Raw genomic sequence first — 16,652 nt, 5'->3', positions numbered from 1 at the left:
TTATAGTTTAATTATTGAGCATTCGCTAGTATTCCTCAAATTCCCTACTTATTCTATTAGTTTTTTAGAAATTACTATAAATATCCTCTGAATTTCTTTGACCTTTAATCTTATTTCTTTAATCTAGAAGGTAAGATTCATCTTTCGGAAATGTCAGTTCATTCATGAACTATTACACTCTTGCTTTAAGAATTGCCCCGAGGTAAAGTAAGAGGCGAAGATTAATATTAAAGGAATCTGGCGCACTCAGTGCATCCTAGATTTCTGGAGATTATATGTTTTACCATTAGATATATTGGGGGTACAAAAAGATGAAGAAACTACTTGTTGAAGAAATCGTTTCAGCGGTTGAATGTCTTTGTATGGAGGCAAATTATAACCTGGGTTCGGACATCATGGCCGGATTTCATCGGGCATTAAAAGATGAGCGTTCTCCGTTAGGTCAAGAAGTGTTAGAACGACTTATTGAGAATGCCCAAATAGCCCACGAGGAAAGAGTCCCAATGTGTCAGGACACTGGGATGGCGGTTATTTTTGTCGAAATAGGTCAGGATTTACACGTGGTCGGCGGGGGCCTCACCGAGGCTATCAACGAAGGAGTACGTCGAGGGTATTACCAAGGATATCTACGCAAATCAGTGGTAGCCGATCCGTTTGAGCGAGTCAACACGGGTGATAACACTCCCGCTGTGATTCACTATGATATTGTCCCTGGCGATTCACTGCATCTAGTAGTGGCTCCGAAAGGATTTGGCAGCGAGAACATGGGAGGCTTAAAAATGTGTAAGCCGTCGGAAGGCTTGGAGGGTGCAATGCAGTTTGTCGTAGACACAGTCGATCGCGCAGGTGGAAACCCATGTCCTCCGATTATTGTTGGCGTGGGAGTTGGCGGTACGATGGAGAAGGCGACTTTTCTAGCCAAAAAGAGTTTACTACGCGAAGTGGGAAAACATAATCCGGAGGTGCGTCTGGCGGAGATCGAGGAAGTGTTGTTGGAACGCATTAATCGTTTAGGTATTGGTCCCCAAGGGTTTGGCGGTGTGACGACTGCTTTAGCTGTTAACTTAGAGGTGTATCCGACACATATTGCTGGAATGCCAGTTGCCGTAAACATTGGCTGTCATTCAACTCGACATAAGGAAATCACCTTGCAAGGGAGGGACATCTAATGAACGAAGTGAGACGCATTGAAACTCCCCTAACCCAAGAGAAACTTTCGGTCCTTAAAGCGGGGGATAATGTCTTGATAAGCGGCGTGATTTATACTGGGCGCGATGCAGCTCATAAGAAAATGGTCGAGGCCCTGAGGCAAGGTGAAGACCTTCCTTTTATGATGAAGGATCAGATCATCTATTTTGTTGGCCCGACACCTGCCAAAGAGGGTCAAGTAATTGGCTCGGCTGGGCCAACGACAAGCGGACGGATGGATGCTTATTCGCCCGATTTGATTGCCGAAGGACTGACCGGAATGATCGGCAAAGGGCTTCGTTCTCAAGAAGTGATCGAAGCGATGAAAAAACACGGTGCCGTCTATTTTGGTGCAATAGGTGGAGCGGGTGCCCTGATTGCTAAACGCATTGTTTTAGCTGAAGTGATTGCCTATCCTGAACTGGGACCAGAAGCGGTACGACGTTTGGTCGTCAAGGATTTCCCGGCCATAGTGATCATTGATCAATGTGGCCACAATCTCTACGAAATTGGGAAAGCACAGTATCGGGCGTAGATAGATCCATCATCGTTAATCCACCTTGTCCTTGGGACATTGTCTTTAGAATCCCAGTACATGTTTAAAACAACGCCCCTGACAAAGAGTATTATTACTCTCTTGTCAGGGGTGCTTATATTTACCTTCCATCAATATGCAATATCCATTTATTCCATATTCACTGTGCCAATTTCACTTTATACTTGAGGAGGCTCCATACCGAATTGGGCCCAGTCCTCCTTAGCGGGACCGTAAATTCCTGGAACTTTTAATCCAGCCTGCCTCATAAGTACTGTTAATTGGCCTCGATGATGGATTTGATGATCAATGAGGGCCTTTAAAGTATCACCTATGACCCAGGATTCTCCATACATATCGCGTTTCTCTAAAAGAGTTTGATCATTCCACTGGGCTCTAATCGACGTTGCTATAGTGTTGCTAACTTCTCTATAAGAATTGGAAATTTCCTGCGCGGTGTCTGGAACTGGAGCATCCTCATCGATACTTTCAAGAATCAATCCGGTTCTCGCCATCATCTCTGGGATCGTAGTCACGAGATGCCAGGCAATTCGCCCTAATGTACGGTCTTGCGCTGTCACGGCTTGGTTTAGAGAGTCATCAGTTAAAGCATCTAGCATTCGTTGGGTTGATTCCTCTTCCTTCTCCCAATCCTGAAGGAATGCTGCTAAGGAAAAAAACATACTCATCCTCCTCCATTTTTCAATTTATTCCAATATTACCAGTTAGCCTAAAGCAGGTCAAATCTACCCATTGTCTGGCATTTAATTAGATGATATTCTTGAACAAGTATCAAAGTTTGCAGACTATATCATAAACTTAAGAGATAGGAGTAACCACCAATGGCAGTTCAAGCTGATTGGAAGAGACTACTTGAAGACGAAATAAAAAAGGAATATTATATCGAATTGCTCGAATGGGTAAAAAACGAATATAGACATAAACACATCTTTCCGAAAAAGGAAGATGTGTTTAACGCTTTAGTCTTTACCTCATACCAAAATACAAAGGTCGTAATTTTAGGGCAAGACCCGTATCCCACTATCGGACAAGGGATGGGGCTTAGTTTCTCCGTAAATATTGGAGTGCCCTTCCCTAAATCGCTCCAGAACATATTTAAAGAATTGCAAACTGACTTAGGTTGTAAGGTACCTAACCATGGCTCTCTTCGAAAATGGGCAGAACAAGGAGTTCTACTCCTCAATACCTCACTAACCGTAGAAGAGGGGAAGCCTAATTCTCACCAAAACAAAGGGTGGGAGATATTTACCGACAGAATTATTTCTTTAGTTAATGAGAAAACAGATCCCGTGGTATTTATTTTATGGGGTAATAATGCCCGTTCCAAAAAGAAACTTATTACAAATCCCAATCACTTAATCATCGAGTCAGCTCACCCAAGTCCTCTATCAGCAAGTAGAGGCTTCTTGGGAAGTAAACCGTTTTCAAAAGCAAATAATTTCTTAATATCTAACGATAGAGCACCGATTGACTGGCAGATAGACTAGCATCAGTTTATGATTTTTTTGACAATTCAGATATTCCACTTTACTAAATGAGAACTAATAAATTCAATAATAGCTTCATTTTCCTCTTTTCCAGAGCCTTTAATAGATAATGGTTCTCCAAAGGCCATATAAATGGGTTTACTACGATCAATTGGTCCCAAATCTTTTAAATACTTGTCATTTCCCCAAAAGTCAGTTTTTATGGCCACAGGAATAACTTGGACTTTAGCACTTCTTGCCAACTTTACTCCTAAAGAGTTGAATTCTTTCGGTCTAAATTCAACCGTCCTTGTACTTTGAGGAAATATGATAATTGATGTTCCTTCTTCTAATAACTTTTGTCCTGTCTTCATTACCGTTTGAAAATCTTCTCTAGAATTTGATCTACTCACAACAATTGGATTTCGTGAACGCATAATTGGACCAAAGAACGGATGTTTAACCAGACTCTCTTTAACAACAAAGGTTACATCCATTTGGGGGGCGATTATACAAGGAAATACCATGGTCTCAAGTGTACTCATGTGGTTGCTAATAAAAACTACAGGACCTTGGCACTTATGTAAGTTCTTAAGTCCTGTAATGTGAAACCTACCCCCACAGCCCTCAATTAACTTGAAAACATCGTACGACGACGACGCCCAAGCCTTCGTATCGTATTGGCCTTTTAGAACAACTCGACGAGATTTGAGCACGATAGAAAAGTATTTACCCATAAAATACAAACGAGTATTTAACATTAATCTATCGAGCAATAAACGTGGGGTATTATCTTTAGTATGATATGAGTTTGTTGAAAAAAAGCCCTTCTTCAAAGGTCTATCCTCCCTGCCTGTATTAATAACCTAGTCTTAGCTTAGACAATTATTGATTAATTTAGTTCGGCAGATCTGCAGGATATCCCTCCTATCAAGCAAAACAATTTAACATTACATCAATCTTGCTCATTCGTATCCCTTCTTATTGGAATAAAATAAGTGGCATGTGCAAACAAATGACTTGGATGTTTCGTTACAAAGTAACACCAATCTTTATCATCCTTTAATACTAAAGTGTATAATTGCATGCCTAAGACGCTACCTGCGTTCGCTCCCGGAAACTGTTCATGAAGCTGATGATGGAAGTTATGCCTCTTACTCAATCGCGTGAGTATGATGTTGATAACTTGTTGTGAATCTATGAAAGGCTTAACCTTTAATTTTTCTGAAGCAATCTCTTCTATTAACTCTTTTTCCGTTATGGCGGTGAGTGATGAATTCTCATAATCGAAAAATTCATTCCAATAACTATTTAATTTCGAACGATCAAATGATGAAAAATCTTGGCCATTTATCAGATGTAACCCTTCTTTCTACACCTTTGCTATTGGCTGTTTTTTTCACTTAGATTAGCATTTGTGAGGATAGTAAATCTATAGCACGCCTATGTGATCATAATCAATCTTCACTATGGTTAATTTGTTAACTGTTGACTATACTTACACAATAAAACGCTGTAACGCCTTTACTTTTTTCCCCACCCACCCTCATTATCCCACTGGCAAAAATGAACTGACAGACGTGGCCTAACCAAATACTAAGCTGCTCTCATAAGAGAGCAGCTTAGTATTTGGTTAGGCCTTATTACATACGATTTGCCACATAATGCCGAATTTGTCAGTTATTTTACCGTATAACGGGCTAAAGAACGTTTCTTGCAAATCCATTTCGATGGTGCCACCTACGGATAGGGCATCGAATATTGCTTTGGTTTCTTCTTTTGTATCAAATTGCAAGGCAAATGAAATATTGTTTCCGTTGCTGTAAGGAGCATTGGGGGTACACCAGTCTGAAAAGTTGATCACATGTCCATCTTTTCTTAGTTCGGCATGCAATACAAGATTCTTTAAGTTTTCAGGCACTGGAAATGCCGGATTTGGCGGGGCATCACCGAAATGCATAATCGTGGCCTCCCCACCAAGGACTTTTTCATAAAATCTCACAGCTTCCTCGCAGTTCCCGTTAAAGGTGAGATATGGCATTAACCAATTACTCAAAATACAACCTTCTTTCGTCAATTAATCTTGGTGTTAATATCTAGTTTTGTCCGAGACTGTAGATTTATACTGTCTATTATTCACATAAGACATTACCACAAGTTCGTTTCCCATTGACGAAAGGTGTCAATGGGATATTTATCATTAAGGGAATTAGGAATTGCTTCAGCTTCTATAGTAAAATAAGGATATACTATGACTTAGTAAGTAAAGCATAAAGTAAGAAAGGCTTAAACTCATGCAAATCTGGAAAAGGAACTTAATTGTTTGCTGGTTTGGAATGTTTGTGACGATGATAGGAATGAGCCAAATCGCTCCTATATTACCTCTTTATATAAATCAGCTTGGGATTCATAACACAGCTTTGATTGAACAATTCTCAGGAATTTCCTTTGGGGTTACCTATATAATCGCAGCTATCTTTTCCCCAATTTGGGGTCACGCCGCAGATAAATATGGACGAAAACCAATGCTTTTAAGAGCAAGCCTTGGGATGTCTGTGATCGTATTCAGTATGGGGTTTGCACATAATGTCTATCAATTGATCGCCTTAAGATTATTGCAAGGGGTTATCACAGGCTATAGTACAGCCTGCGTTACTTTGATTGCAACTCAGACAGACAATGAACATGCAGGTTGGGCGTTGGGCACACTTTCCACAGCTTCTATTGCTGGTTCCTTACTGGGACCAATGGTCGGTGGTTACATAGAGGAAAACTTTGGCTTGCAAAACGTATTTTTTATAACGAGTGTTCTTTTAATGATTGCGTTTATAACAACCTTTTTATTCGTGAAAGAAGAGTTTGTTCGTTCTAGCAAAAAGGTGCTTAGCGCTAAAGAAGTGTGGAAGCTTATCCCCTATCCAGACTTGATTGTCACTATGTTTATTACGTTTTTTGCGTTACAGTTAGCTCTTTACTCTATAGAGCCGATCATAACTGTTTACATTACACAGTTATCCCATAATACAACTCATGTTGCTCTAATTTCCGGTATGGCATTTTCAGCTCCAGGATTGGCTAGTATCCTGGCTGCTCCAAGGTTGGGCCGACTTTCAGATAAGATTGGACCACAGAAAGTTATGTTGGTTGCACTTATCGCAGCAGGAATAATAATTTTACCTCAAGCCTTTGTAAAAAACCCTTGGCAGCTAATTGTCCTTCGCTTTTTAGTTGGCTTGACAACTGCCGGCTTGGCACCTTCGGTTAATTCCTTGGTTAAGCGAATTACACCCAATGTACTTACTGGCAGAGTTTTTGGCTTTAACATGGCGGCACAGTATCTAGGTATATTTGGAGGTTCAATATTGGGAGGCCAGGTGGCTGCATACCTGGGTATTCAATATGTATTTTATATTACCAGTATATTGTTAGTGATCAATGCCCTGTGGGTATATAAAAAAGTTTATCAGAAATTGTCTAAAACTATGATCTAACTAATTGCTTATTAAACCAGCTCCAAAATACGTGTGAAGGGACAACTCTCTCGGTAGCGAAACAGGATAACTCTGAATATTGTACCATATATTTCTATTTATAATTGAACTAATGGAGGTGACTGAGTACAATGAATATGTTTTGGAATCAACAGGCAATGCCTCAACAGAATCAAATCTTTCAAACGCCGAATACTTTGACACAATTCGGTGGGGATTATTATACTCGGACGTCGGGACAAAATCCTCAGAGATTTCCATCCATGATGGGCGGGCAAGTCGGTTTGCCGACGCCCACTGGGTTTGGTCAATCTATGAATGGACCTGGAGGTGGTCTAGGTGGAGGTATGCCCGGCTACCAAGGAAAGCCTGAAGGAAATCCGTTATGGGGAGTTAGGCCACAATCTGCTGGAGGTCAAGGCTACGCCACACCAGGCTATCCACCACAAGGCTTCGGACAACAACAGCAGCCTATGCCACCAGTACAAGGTTACCCGTCGCAAGGATTCCCATCTCAAGGTTATCCTCAACAAGGCTACGCACCTCAGGGGTATAACCTAGGGTATGGAGGACAAATGCCCTTCTATCCTGCTGGGGAACAACCACAAAAAGGTGGAATCAAAGGTTTTATCAGTAATCTTATGGCTAAACGAAAGAGGTAGCTCTCTGCGCAGTTATTCTATCCTGACTTCTGAATAGTAACTATATTCCTTAAAAAATTACCCTTGGCAATTATTAGTCCAAGGGTTTTTTATTATGGGACCTTCCACTATGCAAATTCCTGTTCAGATAAAAACAACAATTTAACTAAAAAATATTTCCACAATAGGATATAAGTGTCAATATAAACCCATCCAGAATATCATAGGCTTATGGAGGGGTGAGTGTGGCTTACGTAAATTATTATAATCAAGCTCATTCATATCAGATACAACAAGGTAATCAAGGAGCTGGCTATGGGCCATTTTCCATTGTTCAGATCTACTGGTTTGTTTGGCTTGGAGTTTCGCTAGTCTTCTCGTTCTTGATCGGCAAAGCCATGCTCCAACTAACTTTCTGTCGGAGGCAAGTTCCGGCTGACTCCAGGGGGTACTTTCGATGAATAATGTCAGCCATTTTAATGCATCTCCTTATAACTTTGGTGGTTCAGTTCAACATATAGGACCATACGAAGGGTTTCTTTTTCCTGTTACTTTTTTTCTAGCCGTTATCTTTGTCATAGTTTTTGACACATATTTCTATTTAACAGGCAATCTTGTTGCTCCAGAAGATTCGCCGAAATAAGAAAGGGGAATTATAAGACTATGCTCACCGGGCAATCTGGCAGAGTGGACCCTGTATATGCTTTGTCCGATGGGATTCTTATCCTATTTCCATTCATAGATGACCATACTAGAATTTGCCTTAAATTTCGGACCATTAATGAGGTGGACATCTTAATTCAACAAGCACTAGAGCCTAATGCTGATGTCTATATTATGATAAAAATTATTCAAATCAGGATCCCCTTAGCTCTAGATTTTCTAGCTTTCTTTCTTGCTCTAGGAACATACTTAACTCGCATTGTAGTTTTAGCCCTAAGAGCAATGGACTCCCAGAAGAGCAGATGAGTTAGAGTCTTTTCTTTGAATTATATTCTGACGACTAAATAAGAAAGGTCTGAAATCATATGCCTGGACAGCCGTTTCCAGATACACGCAGCAATGCTCAACCGGTACCTCCCTTCGGAATTATAATTTCCTTTGCTATGTCTGCGGTTGCTCTCTTGCTCATTCACGGGATTAAGGAATTCCTCGAAAGAAAACAAGCCTTCCCTGGATAGAAAAATTCTTATTTTCTTAACCAAATTACCATCTATTACATGAAATAATTTAGAGGACATTTGCATATTTCGTCGAATAACTTACAATGCGTAAAAAAAAAGAAAATCAAAGCTGAATCTAGGCTTGCCTAGAGCGGGGGGTATTTTTATGGGGTGAAACGCGTACTCTACGCGTAGGGCTTTACACCTTGTTGCCCAAATCCGTCAACTAACCTCGTAAGCTAAGAAAGGTGAAAAAATATGCATTTGTCCCCAGTCCTATCGAGAGTAAAGAACGTGGTATTTGTCCGGATCAAAGATTTTAATAAATTCTCCCGTAGCACTCTACAAAAAATTTCATGGAAATCGCCCCAAGTCATTGGTGGATTAACTATTACAATAATCCTAACTGGCGGGCTCGCCTATTATCTTTCGACAACAACTTCTGCGGCTGCCGTAATAATTAACGGTCAACAGGTTGGCTTAGTACGCAATGTTAATAACGCACAAAATCTCGTTGAAACAATTCTTAAACAACAAGGCGAGCCTTATGGACTCGTTGCCAAAACACATGACCAAATCACTTATGAAAGTGTTAGGGTTAGTCCCACACTCTATCTGGAATCTTCTTTGAGTGAAAAAAAGTTGGAAGATCAACTAAATTATTATTTTGACGGTTATAAGTTAGCGGCAGACGGTTCTGTTATAGCAGTTTTACCTAGCAAAGAAGCTTCGGATAAAGTTCTTAAAGAATATGAAGACTATTATGTTAAACCCAGTGATGAAAATAAGGTAACCTCTGTTAGTTTTGCAGAAAAGGTAACTGTCGAAGAGGCAGAAGTCCAGCCGGACCAGATGAAACAATTAGATCAAGCTTTTAACGCACTGCTTGACGGTAAAATAACCACTAAGGATTATACTGTCCTACCCAATGATTCTTGGTGGCTTATCGCCCGCAAAAATGATATGTTGACCGATGAAGTATTAGCTGGTAACCCAGGAACAACCAAAAATTCGAAGTTACAGCCGGGCCAAGTCATTAAGCTCATTGATTCTACACCTTTTCTTACTGTCGTGAGTCAGGGAACTTATTCGGGGTCAGAAACAATTCCCTATGATGTCGTAACAAAAACTGATACCAGTTTAAGGAGCGGTCAAACAAAAGTCGTCCAACAAGGTAGTAATGGCGCAAAATCAGTTACATATTCTTACGTTCAAAAGAATGGTATCGACGTTACCAAGAAAGTATTAAATGAAAAGATCACCCAAACTCCTGTCAATCGAGTCATTGCTAAAGGCCCCAGTAGTCAGCCTATTAATGTAGCTTATGTCTCTCGCGGAAGCGCTGGTTCTTCAAGCATCATAGACCGAGCGCTCAGCTTGCAAGGGACACCCTATGTTTTTGGCGGAACAACTCGAAGAGGCTTTGACTGTTCAGGCTTCACCAAGTATGTTTTCGCGAGTGCTGGGATTTCGCTTCCTCGCACATCCTATGAGCAATTCGCCTCAGGAACGCCCGTCGGCAAAAATGATCTTCGACCAGGCGATCTGGTATTTTTCACTACCTATTCTAAGGGTGCATCACATGTGGGCATTTATATGGGGGGAGGACGTTTCGTTCAGGCAAGTAATCCTAATAGTGGTGTTAAAGTATCCAGCCTTAGTGATAGCTTTTACTCCTCCCGCTATCTCGGAGCACGTAGATACAACTAGTAAGTATAGAGCAACTTTTTTAAGAGTAACAGCGAATGTTGTTACTCTTTTTCTTTTTATGGAAGAACAGGATAATTTTTCTATAGTTTTGGCAAACACTTTAAGGTTTCGTTCAGAATATGATAATATGAGTGTAATTGCGAAAGGAAGGAGATGATTATAATGCCCAATAACCCAAAAAACTCTAGCGTAGGCACTATTGCTCTCGCTGCACTAGTCGGAGGAGCGACTGGGGCCTTAATTAGCTTATTGTTTGCACCAAAAAGTGGCAAAGCACTACGTCAAGATATTCAGAATAAAGCCGTAGGTTTCATGGAACAGGTCGAAGACACTACATTCCAACGTGCCGAGGCCATAAAACAGAGGAGTACCGACCTCGCCGATAAAGGAAAGAAGTTAAAAACAGATATCCAAATATTCATTCAGGACTTGAGATTAAAAAAGCCAGCCTACGTAGACGTTACCCAATCAGCCCCAGAAGAAACTTCTTCACAACCTGAAACAGAAACTATTTCTGAATTCGTACCTACAGAGGTCCCCCCATACGAAGGGACACCAACAGTATAAAGTTTAAAAATGTTGCCGCTATAGGATTTTCCACCATCTGGAGGACTCTAACCAATATCCTTCAAATATTCTTTGTAATGTATAGAAACCAATCCATAGAAGCCAGAAGCTTAAGCTTAAGTTCACATTGTGATCAATCCTTGTGAAAATTTTGTTTCCAAAATATAATGAAGGCCTGGTGATAGACGTTCTTTACTATTTATCAGGCTCTTCGTCTATTTACTAGGCTCTTCGTCTTAAGTTCAATACCTTCGCCAGCACCTTCTGGATAGACATTTCTACACCGTTATAATCAGGGAATGGAAATGTTTTGCTTTCAGCCAAAATGTCCCAGAGTGAAATTGTAGATATTCCTTCATAGAGTTCTCTGTATCGCCTGTCACAACCCGCACAGGTGTTGATAACCTGCGTACCATTTTCAAGAAGGGATTCTGAATACTAGTTCAATAAGAAAATGGCACCAGTGACTGGTACCATTAAATTTCACATTGCGAAAGTTACCACCACCATCTTCTTCCAAGACCCGGATAGCTCCCGTAGCCGCAACCTACACTTCCGTGGCGCCCTGCCCAGGAATTAAACCAATATGGCCAAGTCCAAGCGAGCCCTAGTGTTGCCATCTTTTATACCTCCGATCCCTAAAATACAATCCCCAATGCGATTAATAACAAGATGATAACAACTACAATCCCAATGCCAGCGCCCCAGCCTAAACCAGCTCCACCAACTCCAGCTCCGAAAGCCATAAATTCATCCTCCTTTTCATTTTCAAAATTAATCTGGTTAAAAGATTACACCCAGTGCAATTAGAATGAGAATGGCAATAGCAATAATTCCTACTCCAACACACGAGCCTCCTGCTCCCCCTGCACCCATAGCTCCATAACCATACATATCGTCTTTCCTCCTTTTTACTATTTGTAATCATTTACCAATTTAGTCTATGCTTTGTACAGAAGTTTTGTCTACAAAAATGACGAATATCTTTGTACAAGGTATCGCCTTCTTCCATTTTAATAACAGGAGAAACCGTGGATTCTGCTTTTGTGAAAAGTTTGATATTCTATGCCCTTAGGGGGCTTGGTACGGAAGCATAACATTCTTCTACTTTACAATGAGGGGTAGGAACAACATTTTAACCTTTTTATACACTAAGCCAAAAAAAGACTTTTACGCCCTTGACGTAAAGCCTTTAATAAATGAAATCCAAAATGCACCACTTGCTTCTGTCCCTCGAAGATTATGAAAAGAGCTGCCATTCACCTTTTGGCAGCTCTCATATTCACTCTTTATCCGTTTTACTTAATTTTAACTCCTTTAAGATTTCTATTAAAGTTTTATCGATACTGTTCATTTTTCTGATAAACCATACTAGTAAAATTATTACTATAGCAGGTAGTGTCAATAAATACAATGAAATGGTTAATGTGGACGGCGTTATAAATGCAGGATATAAGAACATTGCACCATCATCTCTTTCCCTTTTAAATACTCTATATGGCTTCGCTCCATTGGAATAAATATCCTTCTGCGTCCTATAAAGAATGTTACGTTAAGTCCCCTCGTACATTTTTGTTATCTATACCAACAAAAGTGTATGACTTCACAGTATTCTGCGAAGCCATACACTCTGTTTTTCTACTGTGTTTTATTCTTATCAAGACTAAAAAAACAACGTATTCAACGCAAACAACGTAGGTAAAACGTACAGAGGTTGTTTGATCGTATGATCGACCTGAAGGGTTATTTGTCTAGGTCGTCACGAGGGATACCACAGATCTGAAGGATCGAGGATATGCTCGCTGACGCACCATGGACAACCTAGCATGAGATAAACTGGAGTCCGCAAGACATTCTCTCCCCACAGGGATGAATGTCCTGCTGGCACACGCCGAGTGCCGTAACCCTCCCTCGGCAGCCTCCGTCTCTCCCTTCCTGTACTTAAACCGACTTGTACGTTGTTGACATGAAAACAACGAGACAAGCCTTGCTTATTCAATGACAGACTTTATTATCTATTGTCCAACTTTATTATTCACTGTCAGACTTTATTATCAGTGAACACTTTTTTAGCCACACTTAGAGTAGCCACAGTGCGTACACACAACACAACCGCTTTCATGGTTAATCGGCTTGCCACACTCTGGGCAGGCGTTTGAAGGAGCAACGCTTGTCTGGGCTTTTCTTCCTGTAATCCTTTCCGTAGCAACCCCCACTCGCCCTCTTGAACCTGGGCTTACAGTGGCTGGTGCTGTTTCCTGGGTTTCCTTTTGAACACTAGCAAAATTAATACCAACCTCATTATATTTCTTAATCACACGGGCAATTGCATCCGGGCAGGATGTAACGTTGACCCCTTCACGTCGCATACAAGCCGGGCAACGTATTCCTTTGATCTGTTCAGTAATTGAATCGACAGACAAGCCAGATCGCAGTGTGATGGAGATCAAACGGGCCGTTGCCTCAGATTGGGAAGAGCATCCTCCTGCGCGACCCGTATTCGTGAAGACTTCACAAATACCTTTTTCGTCCGCATTAACACTGACATAGAGATTACCGCACCCAATTTTAATTTTCTCCGTAACCCCTATGGTTGTGGTCGGCCGTGGACGAGGTACTACTGTATTCACTTCTGGAATAAACGGAGTTTTTGGGATAATCGGTTCAGATGCCTGTCGTTCATTCGCTCCAAGGTGACTTTGGGCTTGTTTTTGTGCCTCTGAAGTTCCTGTAGAAAGTACCTGCTCTTCCCGACTACCATCACGATAAACCGTTAATCCTTTACAATTTAGTTCGTCAGCCAACCGATATGCTTCGGCTATCTCTTCTCGTGTCGCGGAGTTTGCAAAGTTAATCGTTTTGGAAACCGCATTATCTGTATATTTCTGAAAGGCTGCCTGAATGCGAATATGCCATTCGGGCGCGATCTCTTGAGCTGTAGTGAATACTTCCTGTACCCAATTCGGAACTTCCGGTAGCCCTAGGACGGTCCCGCGTTCCGCAATCTTGTGCATGAGTTCCTGGGAATAGAAACCATATTCTTTGGCAAACGCTTCAAAGAGCGGATTGACTTCAATTAAAGCTGTTCCATCCAACACGGTTTTAGTATAGGCAACCGCAAAGAGAGGTTCAACCCCGCTGGACGCACCGCAAATCATGGAAATAGTTCCGGTCGGGGCAATTGTTGTTAGCGTGGCATTACGCAGTTTCATGACCCCATCATAGATTGAGCCTTCATAATTCGGGAAAGTTCCTCGCTCTTCAGCAAGTCGCTGTGACTCGATACGGGCCTCTGTCTGGATAAATTTCATAATTTTTTCTGCATACTCCACCGCGTCTTCTGTGGCATAAGATGCTTGAAGCAAAATGAGCATATCGGCGAAGCCCATCACACCAAGACCAATTTTGCGATTTCCCTTAACGACTTTATCAATAATGCCTAACGGATATTGATTGGCATCTATCACATTATCGAGGAAACGAACAGACAACCGAACTATATAACTCAAACGCTCCCAGTTAATAACCATTTTTCCGTTTGTCTCAGTTACCATCAACTTAAGATTAAGGGAGCCTAAATTGCAGGCTTCGTTCGGTAGCAATGGTTGCTCACCACAAGGATTCGTGGCTTCAATCCCTCCCTGCAGAGGAGTAGGATTTCCCTCATTTAAACGATCGAGAAAGACAATTCCAGGTTCCCCATTTTGCCAGGCATGGTCTACAATCTTATTGAAAATCTCCGGGGCAGATAATTGACCAGCGATATTACCTGTATGAGGGTCTACGAGATCATAGGAACGTCCTTCACGGACAGCAAGCATAAAATCTTCCGTAATCCCAACGGAAATATTGAAATTGGTAATTTCTTTATTGTCCTCTTTACACTGAATGAAATCCACAATATCAGGATGGTCAACACGTAGAATTCCCATATTTGCACCGCGCCGAGTCCCGCCTTGTTTAACCGCTTCTGTAGCTGAATTAAAAACCTTCATAAACGAAATCGGGCCGGAGGCCACTCCACCAGTTGAACGAACCATGCTGTTTTTCGGTCGCAATCTGGAAAAGCTGAAGCCAGTTCCTCCGCCAGATTTATGAATAATCGCGGCATTCTTTATTGCATCAAAAATCTCTTCCATGCTATCTTCAATGGGTAAAACAAAGCAAGCACTCAATTGTCCGAGATCCCGACCAGCATTCATAAGAGTCGGAGAGTTTGGCATAAACTCCAGATTTGCCATCATGGTATAGAATTCTTTAGCCAGTACTTGAGTTTCTTTTTTGCTTTTACCATATTTTTCCTCTTCGATACCCGCAACCACAGTAGCTACACGATAAATCATGTCCTCCGCAGTTTCTACAACTTGTCCATTCTCTTGTTTTAAATACCGTTTTTCTAATACAACACGCGCATTAGGCATTAGATTGGCCTTGGGCCAGGTTTTTGGTGCTTGTCCTTCGAAACTCAACACGAATCCCAACTTTCCTTTATAACTATTTAACTCTGTCCTGAATTCTTAATAGTCCCCCGCTTTTCGATAAGTTCCTGTAATTCTTCCATAAAGCGCTGTATGTCCCGAAACTGACGATAGACAGAAGCAAAACGTATGTAGGCGACTTCATCCAAGTCAAATAACTGTTCCAACACAGCCTCTCCGACATCAGCACTCGACACTTCACGCTCATGACTGTTACGCAGTTTCTTTTCAACCGCGTAAGCTGCATCCTCTATTTGTTCCGTAGAAATTAGCCGTTTTTCACAAGCTCTAAGCATACCAGCCATCATTTTAGAACGAGAGAATTCATCACGCCGTCCATCTTTTTTTACAACGACGAGAGGAGAATCCTCGAACTTTTCAAAGGTAGTAAACCGTCGCAAACAACGATCACATTCTCGACGTCTACGAACTGCTGTTCCTTCTTCAACTTGCCGTGAATCAAGAACTTTCGTATCCTCGTTACCGCAGAATGGACAGTGCACAGCTCCACCCCCACATATAGTATGTTTTAAATTTAATCACACTATATGTTGTGTGTCAAATCTCACTTCAGGCATTATTCAGCTTGTCCTTCCCTCCACGCCCATTTCTGTTCACTACCTCTTTTTTGCTACTTTTTAATAGTTTAGAGAAAATGATTGTTTAAAATTTTTCTATCTCGTCAACTGAGATTGTCGTATAGTAGTATTCCTCTTAATAAAAAGGGCAGAATAACCTTCGTAACCTTTAGAATTCTTTTCTTAGAAAGGAAGTGACGTAACCTTGAAGAAGAAATTACCTGCTGAAAAAAATCCCAATCCTAACACTCAACCAACTCCACACAATCATCAACCGAGTATGGATTCTAGGGATGGACATGGTCTATCGAAAGAGGAAGCCTTACGTTCAAAGAAGTAATTGTTAGTCACTATAAAGGAGAGTTCTATCAACCCACCTCCTTTTCATGAACAACCTTAGATAGTCCTAACTCTGAATCCTCAAATCAAGCTTTATACCTTTTCTAGACCTTAAGGTCTCCTCGAGCCTTCCACATGTTAGAGACTGCTAACAAGAAAGAGACTATGTTAGAGGTAGTATCTTTCTTGTTTACCTGGCGATACGAAAAGCCGACAAGCTTTTCGCCACATTGCGACTCGTAACGCAAACTCCAGCAATGTGACGATAAGCGGACGAGCCTATCGCCACACTGCGTCCCGCAACGAAAATTCCAGCCGTGTGGATTCTACTTTGCCAGGGGCTTACGCCCCAAGTATCATCGGCCCTGAAACGAAAGGCGGGTGAGCCTTTCGCCACACTCGTCCCATAACGCATACTCCTGCAGTGTGGACCGAACGGGGGGAACCCCAGCCCCAGCAGCTTCTATTCATAGCT

The 16,652-nt window shown here is 41.4% G+C and carries 17 protein-coding genes and 1 riboswitch; of the genes, 10 read left to right on the top strand and 7 right to left on the bottom strand.

The window, feature by feature from the left end:
• Window positions 1-311: 311 nt before the first annotated feature.
• Together DOT_RS14000 and DOT_RS13995 are read left to right on the top strand one after the other, a co-directional pair.
• Window positions 312-1,169 carry a fumarate hydratase gene (locus tag DOT_RS14000; RefSeq protein WP_009619881.1) on the top strand — a complete coding sequence of 286 codons (858 nt, stop codon included), beginning with the start codon at window positions 312-314 and terminating at the stop codon, window positions 1,167-1,169.
• The gene (locus tag DOT_RS13995; protein ID WP_009619880.1) at window positions 1,169-1,723 is read left to right on the top strand and encodes a Fe-S-containing hydro-lyase; all 555 of its coding nucleotides are present in this window, start codon (window positions 1,169-1,171) and stop codon (window positions 1,721-1,723) included. The genes DOT_RS14000 and DOT_RS13995 overlap by 1 nt, the downstream gene beginning before the upstream one ends.
• Window positions 1,724-1,902: 179 nt before the next feature.
• Here DOT_RS13995 and DOT_RS13990 read toward each other — a convergent pair whose 3' ends face one another.
• Window positions 1,903-2,406, bottom strand: a complete 504-nt coding sequence (locus tag DOT_RS13990; protein ID WP_009619878.1) for a DinB family protein — start codon at window positions 2,404-2,406, stop codon at window positions 1,903-1,905.
• 159 nt (window positions 2,407-2,565) lie between these two features.
• On the opposite strand from DOT_RS13990, the gene DOT_RS13985 reads away from it, so the two are divergent.
• The gene (locus DOT_RS13985) at window positions 2,566-3,231 is read left to right on the top strand and encodes a uracil-DNA glycosylase (protein ID WP_009619876.1); all 666 of its coding nucleotides are present in this window, start codon (window positions 2,566-2,568) and stop codon (window positions 3,229-3,231) included.
• Window positions 3,232-3,257: 26 nt separating this feature from the next.
• On the opposite strand, the gene DOT_RS13980 is transcribed toward DOT_RS13985, so the two are convergent.
• Window positions 3,258-4,046 carry a lysophospholipid acyltransferase family protein gene (locus DOT_RS13980; RefSeq protein WP_009619874.1) on the bottom strand — a complete coding sequence of 263 codons (789 nt, stop codon included), beginning with the start codon at window positions 4,044-4,046 and terminating at the stop codon, window positions 3,258-3,260.
• A 797-nt stretch (window positions 4,047-4,843) separates the two neighbouring features.
• A complete protein-coding gene (locus tag DOT_RS13975) occupies window positions 4,844-5,266 on the bottom strand; it encodes a VOC family protein (RefSeq protein WP_040412234.1) in 423 nt (140 codons plus the stop codon).
• 238 nt (window positions 5,267-5,504) lie between these two features.
• Between DOT_RS13975 and DOT_RS13970 the strand changes: the two genes are divergently transcribed.
• The 7 genes from DOT_RS13970 to DOT_RS27850 all read left to right on the top strand — a co-directional run bounded on the left by DOT_RS13970 (window position 5,505) and on the right by DOT_RS27850 (window position 10,782).
• Window positions 5,505-6,701, top strand: coding sequence for a multidrug efflux MFS transporter (locus tag DOT_RS13970; protein WP_009619868.1), 1,197 nt, complete (start codon window positions 5,505-5,507; stop codon window positions 6,699-6,701).
• A gap of 131 nt (window positions 6,702-6,832) precedes the next feature.
• The gene (locus DOT_RS13965; RefSeq protein ID WP_009619866.1) at window positions 6,833-7,363 is read left to right on the top strand and encodes a hypothetical protein; all 531 of its coding nucleotides are present in this window, start codon (window positions 6,833-6,835) and stop codon (window positions 7,361-7,363) included.
• 224 nt (window positions 7,364-7,587) lie between these two features.
• Window positions 7,588-7,803, top strand: a complete 216-nt coding sequence (locus DOT_RS13960) for a hypothetical protein (protein ID WP_040412233.1) — start codon at window positions 7,588-7,590, stop codon at window positions 7,801-7,803.
• A complete protein-coding gene (locus tag DOT_RS13955) occupies window positions 7,800-7,985 on the top strand; it encodes a hypothetical protein (protein WP_009619864.1) in 186 nt (61 codons plus the stop codon). The genes DOT_RS13960 and DOT_RS13955 overlap by 4 nt, the downstream gene beginning before the upstream one ends.
• A gap of 20 nt (window positions 7,986-8,005) precedes the next feature.
• The gene (locus DOT_RS13950) at window positions 8,006-8,311 is read left to right on the top strand and encodes a hypothetical protein (RefSeq protein WP_009619862.1); all 306 of its coding nucleotides are present in this window, start codon (window positions 8,006-8,008) and stop codon (window positions 8,309-8,311) included.
• A gap of 312 nt (window positions 8,312-8,623) precedes the next feature.
• Window positions 8,624-8,761: riboswitch (cyclic di-AMP (ydaO/yuaA leader) on the top strand.
• Window positions 8,762-8,763: 2 nt separating this feature from the next.
• Entirely contained in the window at window positions 8,764-10,215 is a 1,452-nt protein-coding gene (locus DOT_RS13945) for a C40 family peptidase (RefSeq protein WP_009619858.1), read from the top strand.
• Between the two features lie 162 nt (window positions 10,216-10,377).
• On the top strand, window positions 10,378-10,782 hold the full coding sequence (locus tag DOT_RS27850; protein WP_009619856.1) for a YtxH domain-containing protein: 405 nt from the start codon (window positions 10,378-10,380) through the stop codon (window positions 10,780-10,782).
• 497 nt (window positions 10,783-11,279) lie between these two features.
• Here DOT_RS27850 and DOT_RS32405 read toward each other — a convergent pair whose 3' ends face one another.
• The 4 genes from DOT_RS32405 to DOT_RS29740 form a co-directional block, all read right to left on the bottom strand.
• Window positions 11,280-11,402 carry a hypothetical protein gene (locus tag DOT_RS32405; protein ID WP_282433465.1) on the bottom strand — a complete coding sequence of 41 codons (123 nt, stop codon included), beginning with the start codon at window positions 11,400-11,402 and terminating at the stop codon, window positions 11,280-11,282.
• A 1,449-nt stretch (window positions 11,403-12,851) separates the two neighbouring features.
• The gene (locus tag DOT_RS13930; protein WP_040412238.1) at window positions 12,852-15,251 is read right to left on the bottom strand and encodes a vitamin B12-dependent ribonucleotide reductase; all 2,400 of its coding nucleotides are present in this window, start codon (window positions 15,249-15,251) and stop codon (window positions 12,852-12,854) included.
• Between the two features lie 29 nt (window positions 15,252-15,280).
• Window positions 15,281-15,763 carry a transcriptional regulator NrdR gene (nrdR, locus tag DOT_RS13925; RefSeq protein ID WP_009619850.1) on the bottom strand — a complete coding sequence of 161 codons (483 nt, stop codon included), beginning with the start codon at window positions 15,761-15,763 and terminating at the stop codon, window positions 15,281-15,283.
• Between the two features lie 604 nt (window positions 15,764-16,367).
• The gene (locus DOT_RS29740; RefSeq protein WP_139024211.1) at window positions 16,368-16,592 is read right to left on the bottom strand and encodes a hypothetical protein; all 225 of its coding nucleotides are present in this window, start codon (window positions 16,590-16,592) and stop codon (window positions 16,368-16,370) included.
• Window positions 16,593-16,652 lie beyond the last annotated feature (60 nt).

The sequence above is a fragment of the Desulfosporosinus sp. OT genome (assembly GCF_000224515.1).
GTDB lineage: Bacteria > Bacillota > Desulfitobacteriia > Desulfitobacteriales > Desulfitobacteriaceae > Desulfosporosinus.
Note: the sequence above shows the minus strand (reverse complement) of the source record. Positions and strands in the feature narration are given on the sequence as shown.

What these genes read in the sequence shown, in the direction of transcription:
- DOT_RS13970 (WP_009619868.1), top strand. Translation starts at nt 5,505, where the DNA reads ATGCAAATCTGGAAAAGGAACTTAATTGTTTGCTGGTTTGGAATGTTT.
- DOT_RS13995 (WP_009619880.1), top strand. Translation starts at nt 1,169, where the DNA reads ATGAACGAAGTGAGACGCATTGAAACTCCCCTAACCCAAGAGAAACTT.
- DOT_RS14000 (WP_009619881.1), top strand. Translation starts at nt 312, where the DNA reads ATGAAGAAACTACTTGTTGAAGAAATCGTTTCAGCGGTTGAATGTCTT.
- DOT_RS13950 (WP_009619862.1), top strand. Translation starts at nt 8,006, where the DNA reads ATGCTCACCGGGCAATCTGGCAGAGTGGACCCTGTATATGCTTTGTCC.
- DOT_RS13985 (WP_009619876.1), top strand. Translation starts at nt 2,566, where the DNA reads ATGGCAGTTCAAGCTGATTGGAAGAGACTACTTGAAGACGAAATAAAA.
- DOT_RS13955 (WP_009619864.1), top strand. Translation starts at nt 7,800, where the DNA reads ATGAATAATGTCAGCCATTTTAATGCATCTCCTTATAACTTTGGTGGT.
- DOT_RS13945 (WP_009619858.1), top strand. Translation starts at nt 8,764, where the DNA reads ATGCATTTGTCCCCAGTCCTATCGAGAGTAAAGAACGTGGTATTTGTC.
- DOT_RS13990 (WP_009619878.1), bottom strand. Translation starts at nt 2,406, where the DNA reads ATGTTTTTTTCCTTAGCAGCATTCCTTCAGGATTGGGAGAAGGAAGAG.
- DOT_RS29740 (WP_139024211.1), bottom strand. Translation starts at nt 16,592, where the DNA reads ATGCGTTATGGGACGAGTGTGGCGAAAGGCTCACCCGCCTTTCGTTTC.
- DOT_RS32405 (WP_282433465.1), bottom strand. Translation starts at nt 11,402, where the DNA reads ATGGCAACACTAGGGCTCGCTTGGACTTGGCCATATTGGTTTAATTCC.
- DOT_RS13965 (WP_009619866.1), top strand. Translation starts at nt 6,833, where the DNA reads ATGAATATGTTTTGGAATCAACAGGCAATGCCTCAACAGAATCAAATC.
- DOT_RS27850 (WP_009619856.1), top strand. Translation starts at nt 10,378, where the DNA reads ATGCCCAATAACCCAAAAAACTCTAGCGTAGGCACTATTGCTCTCGCT.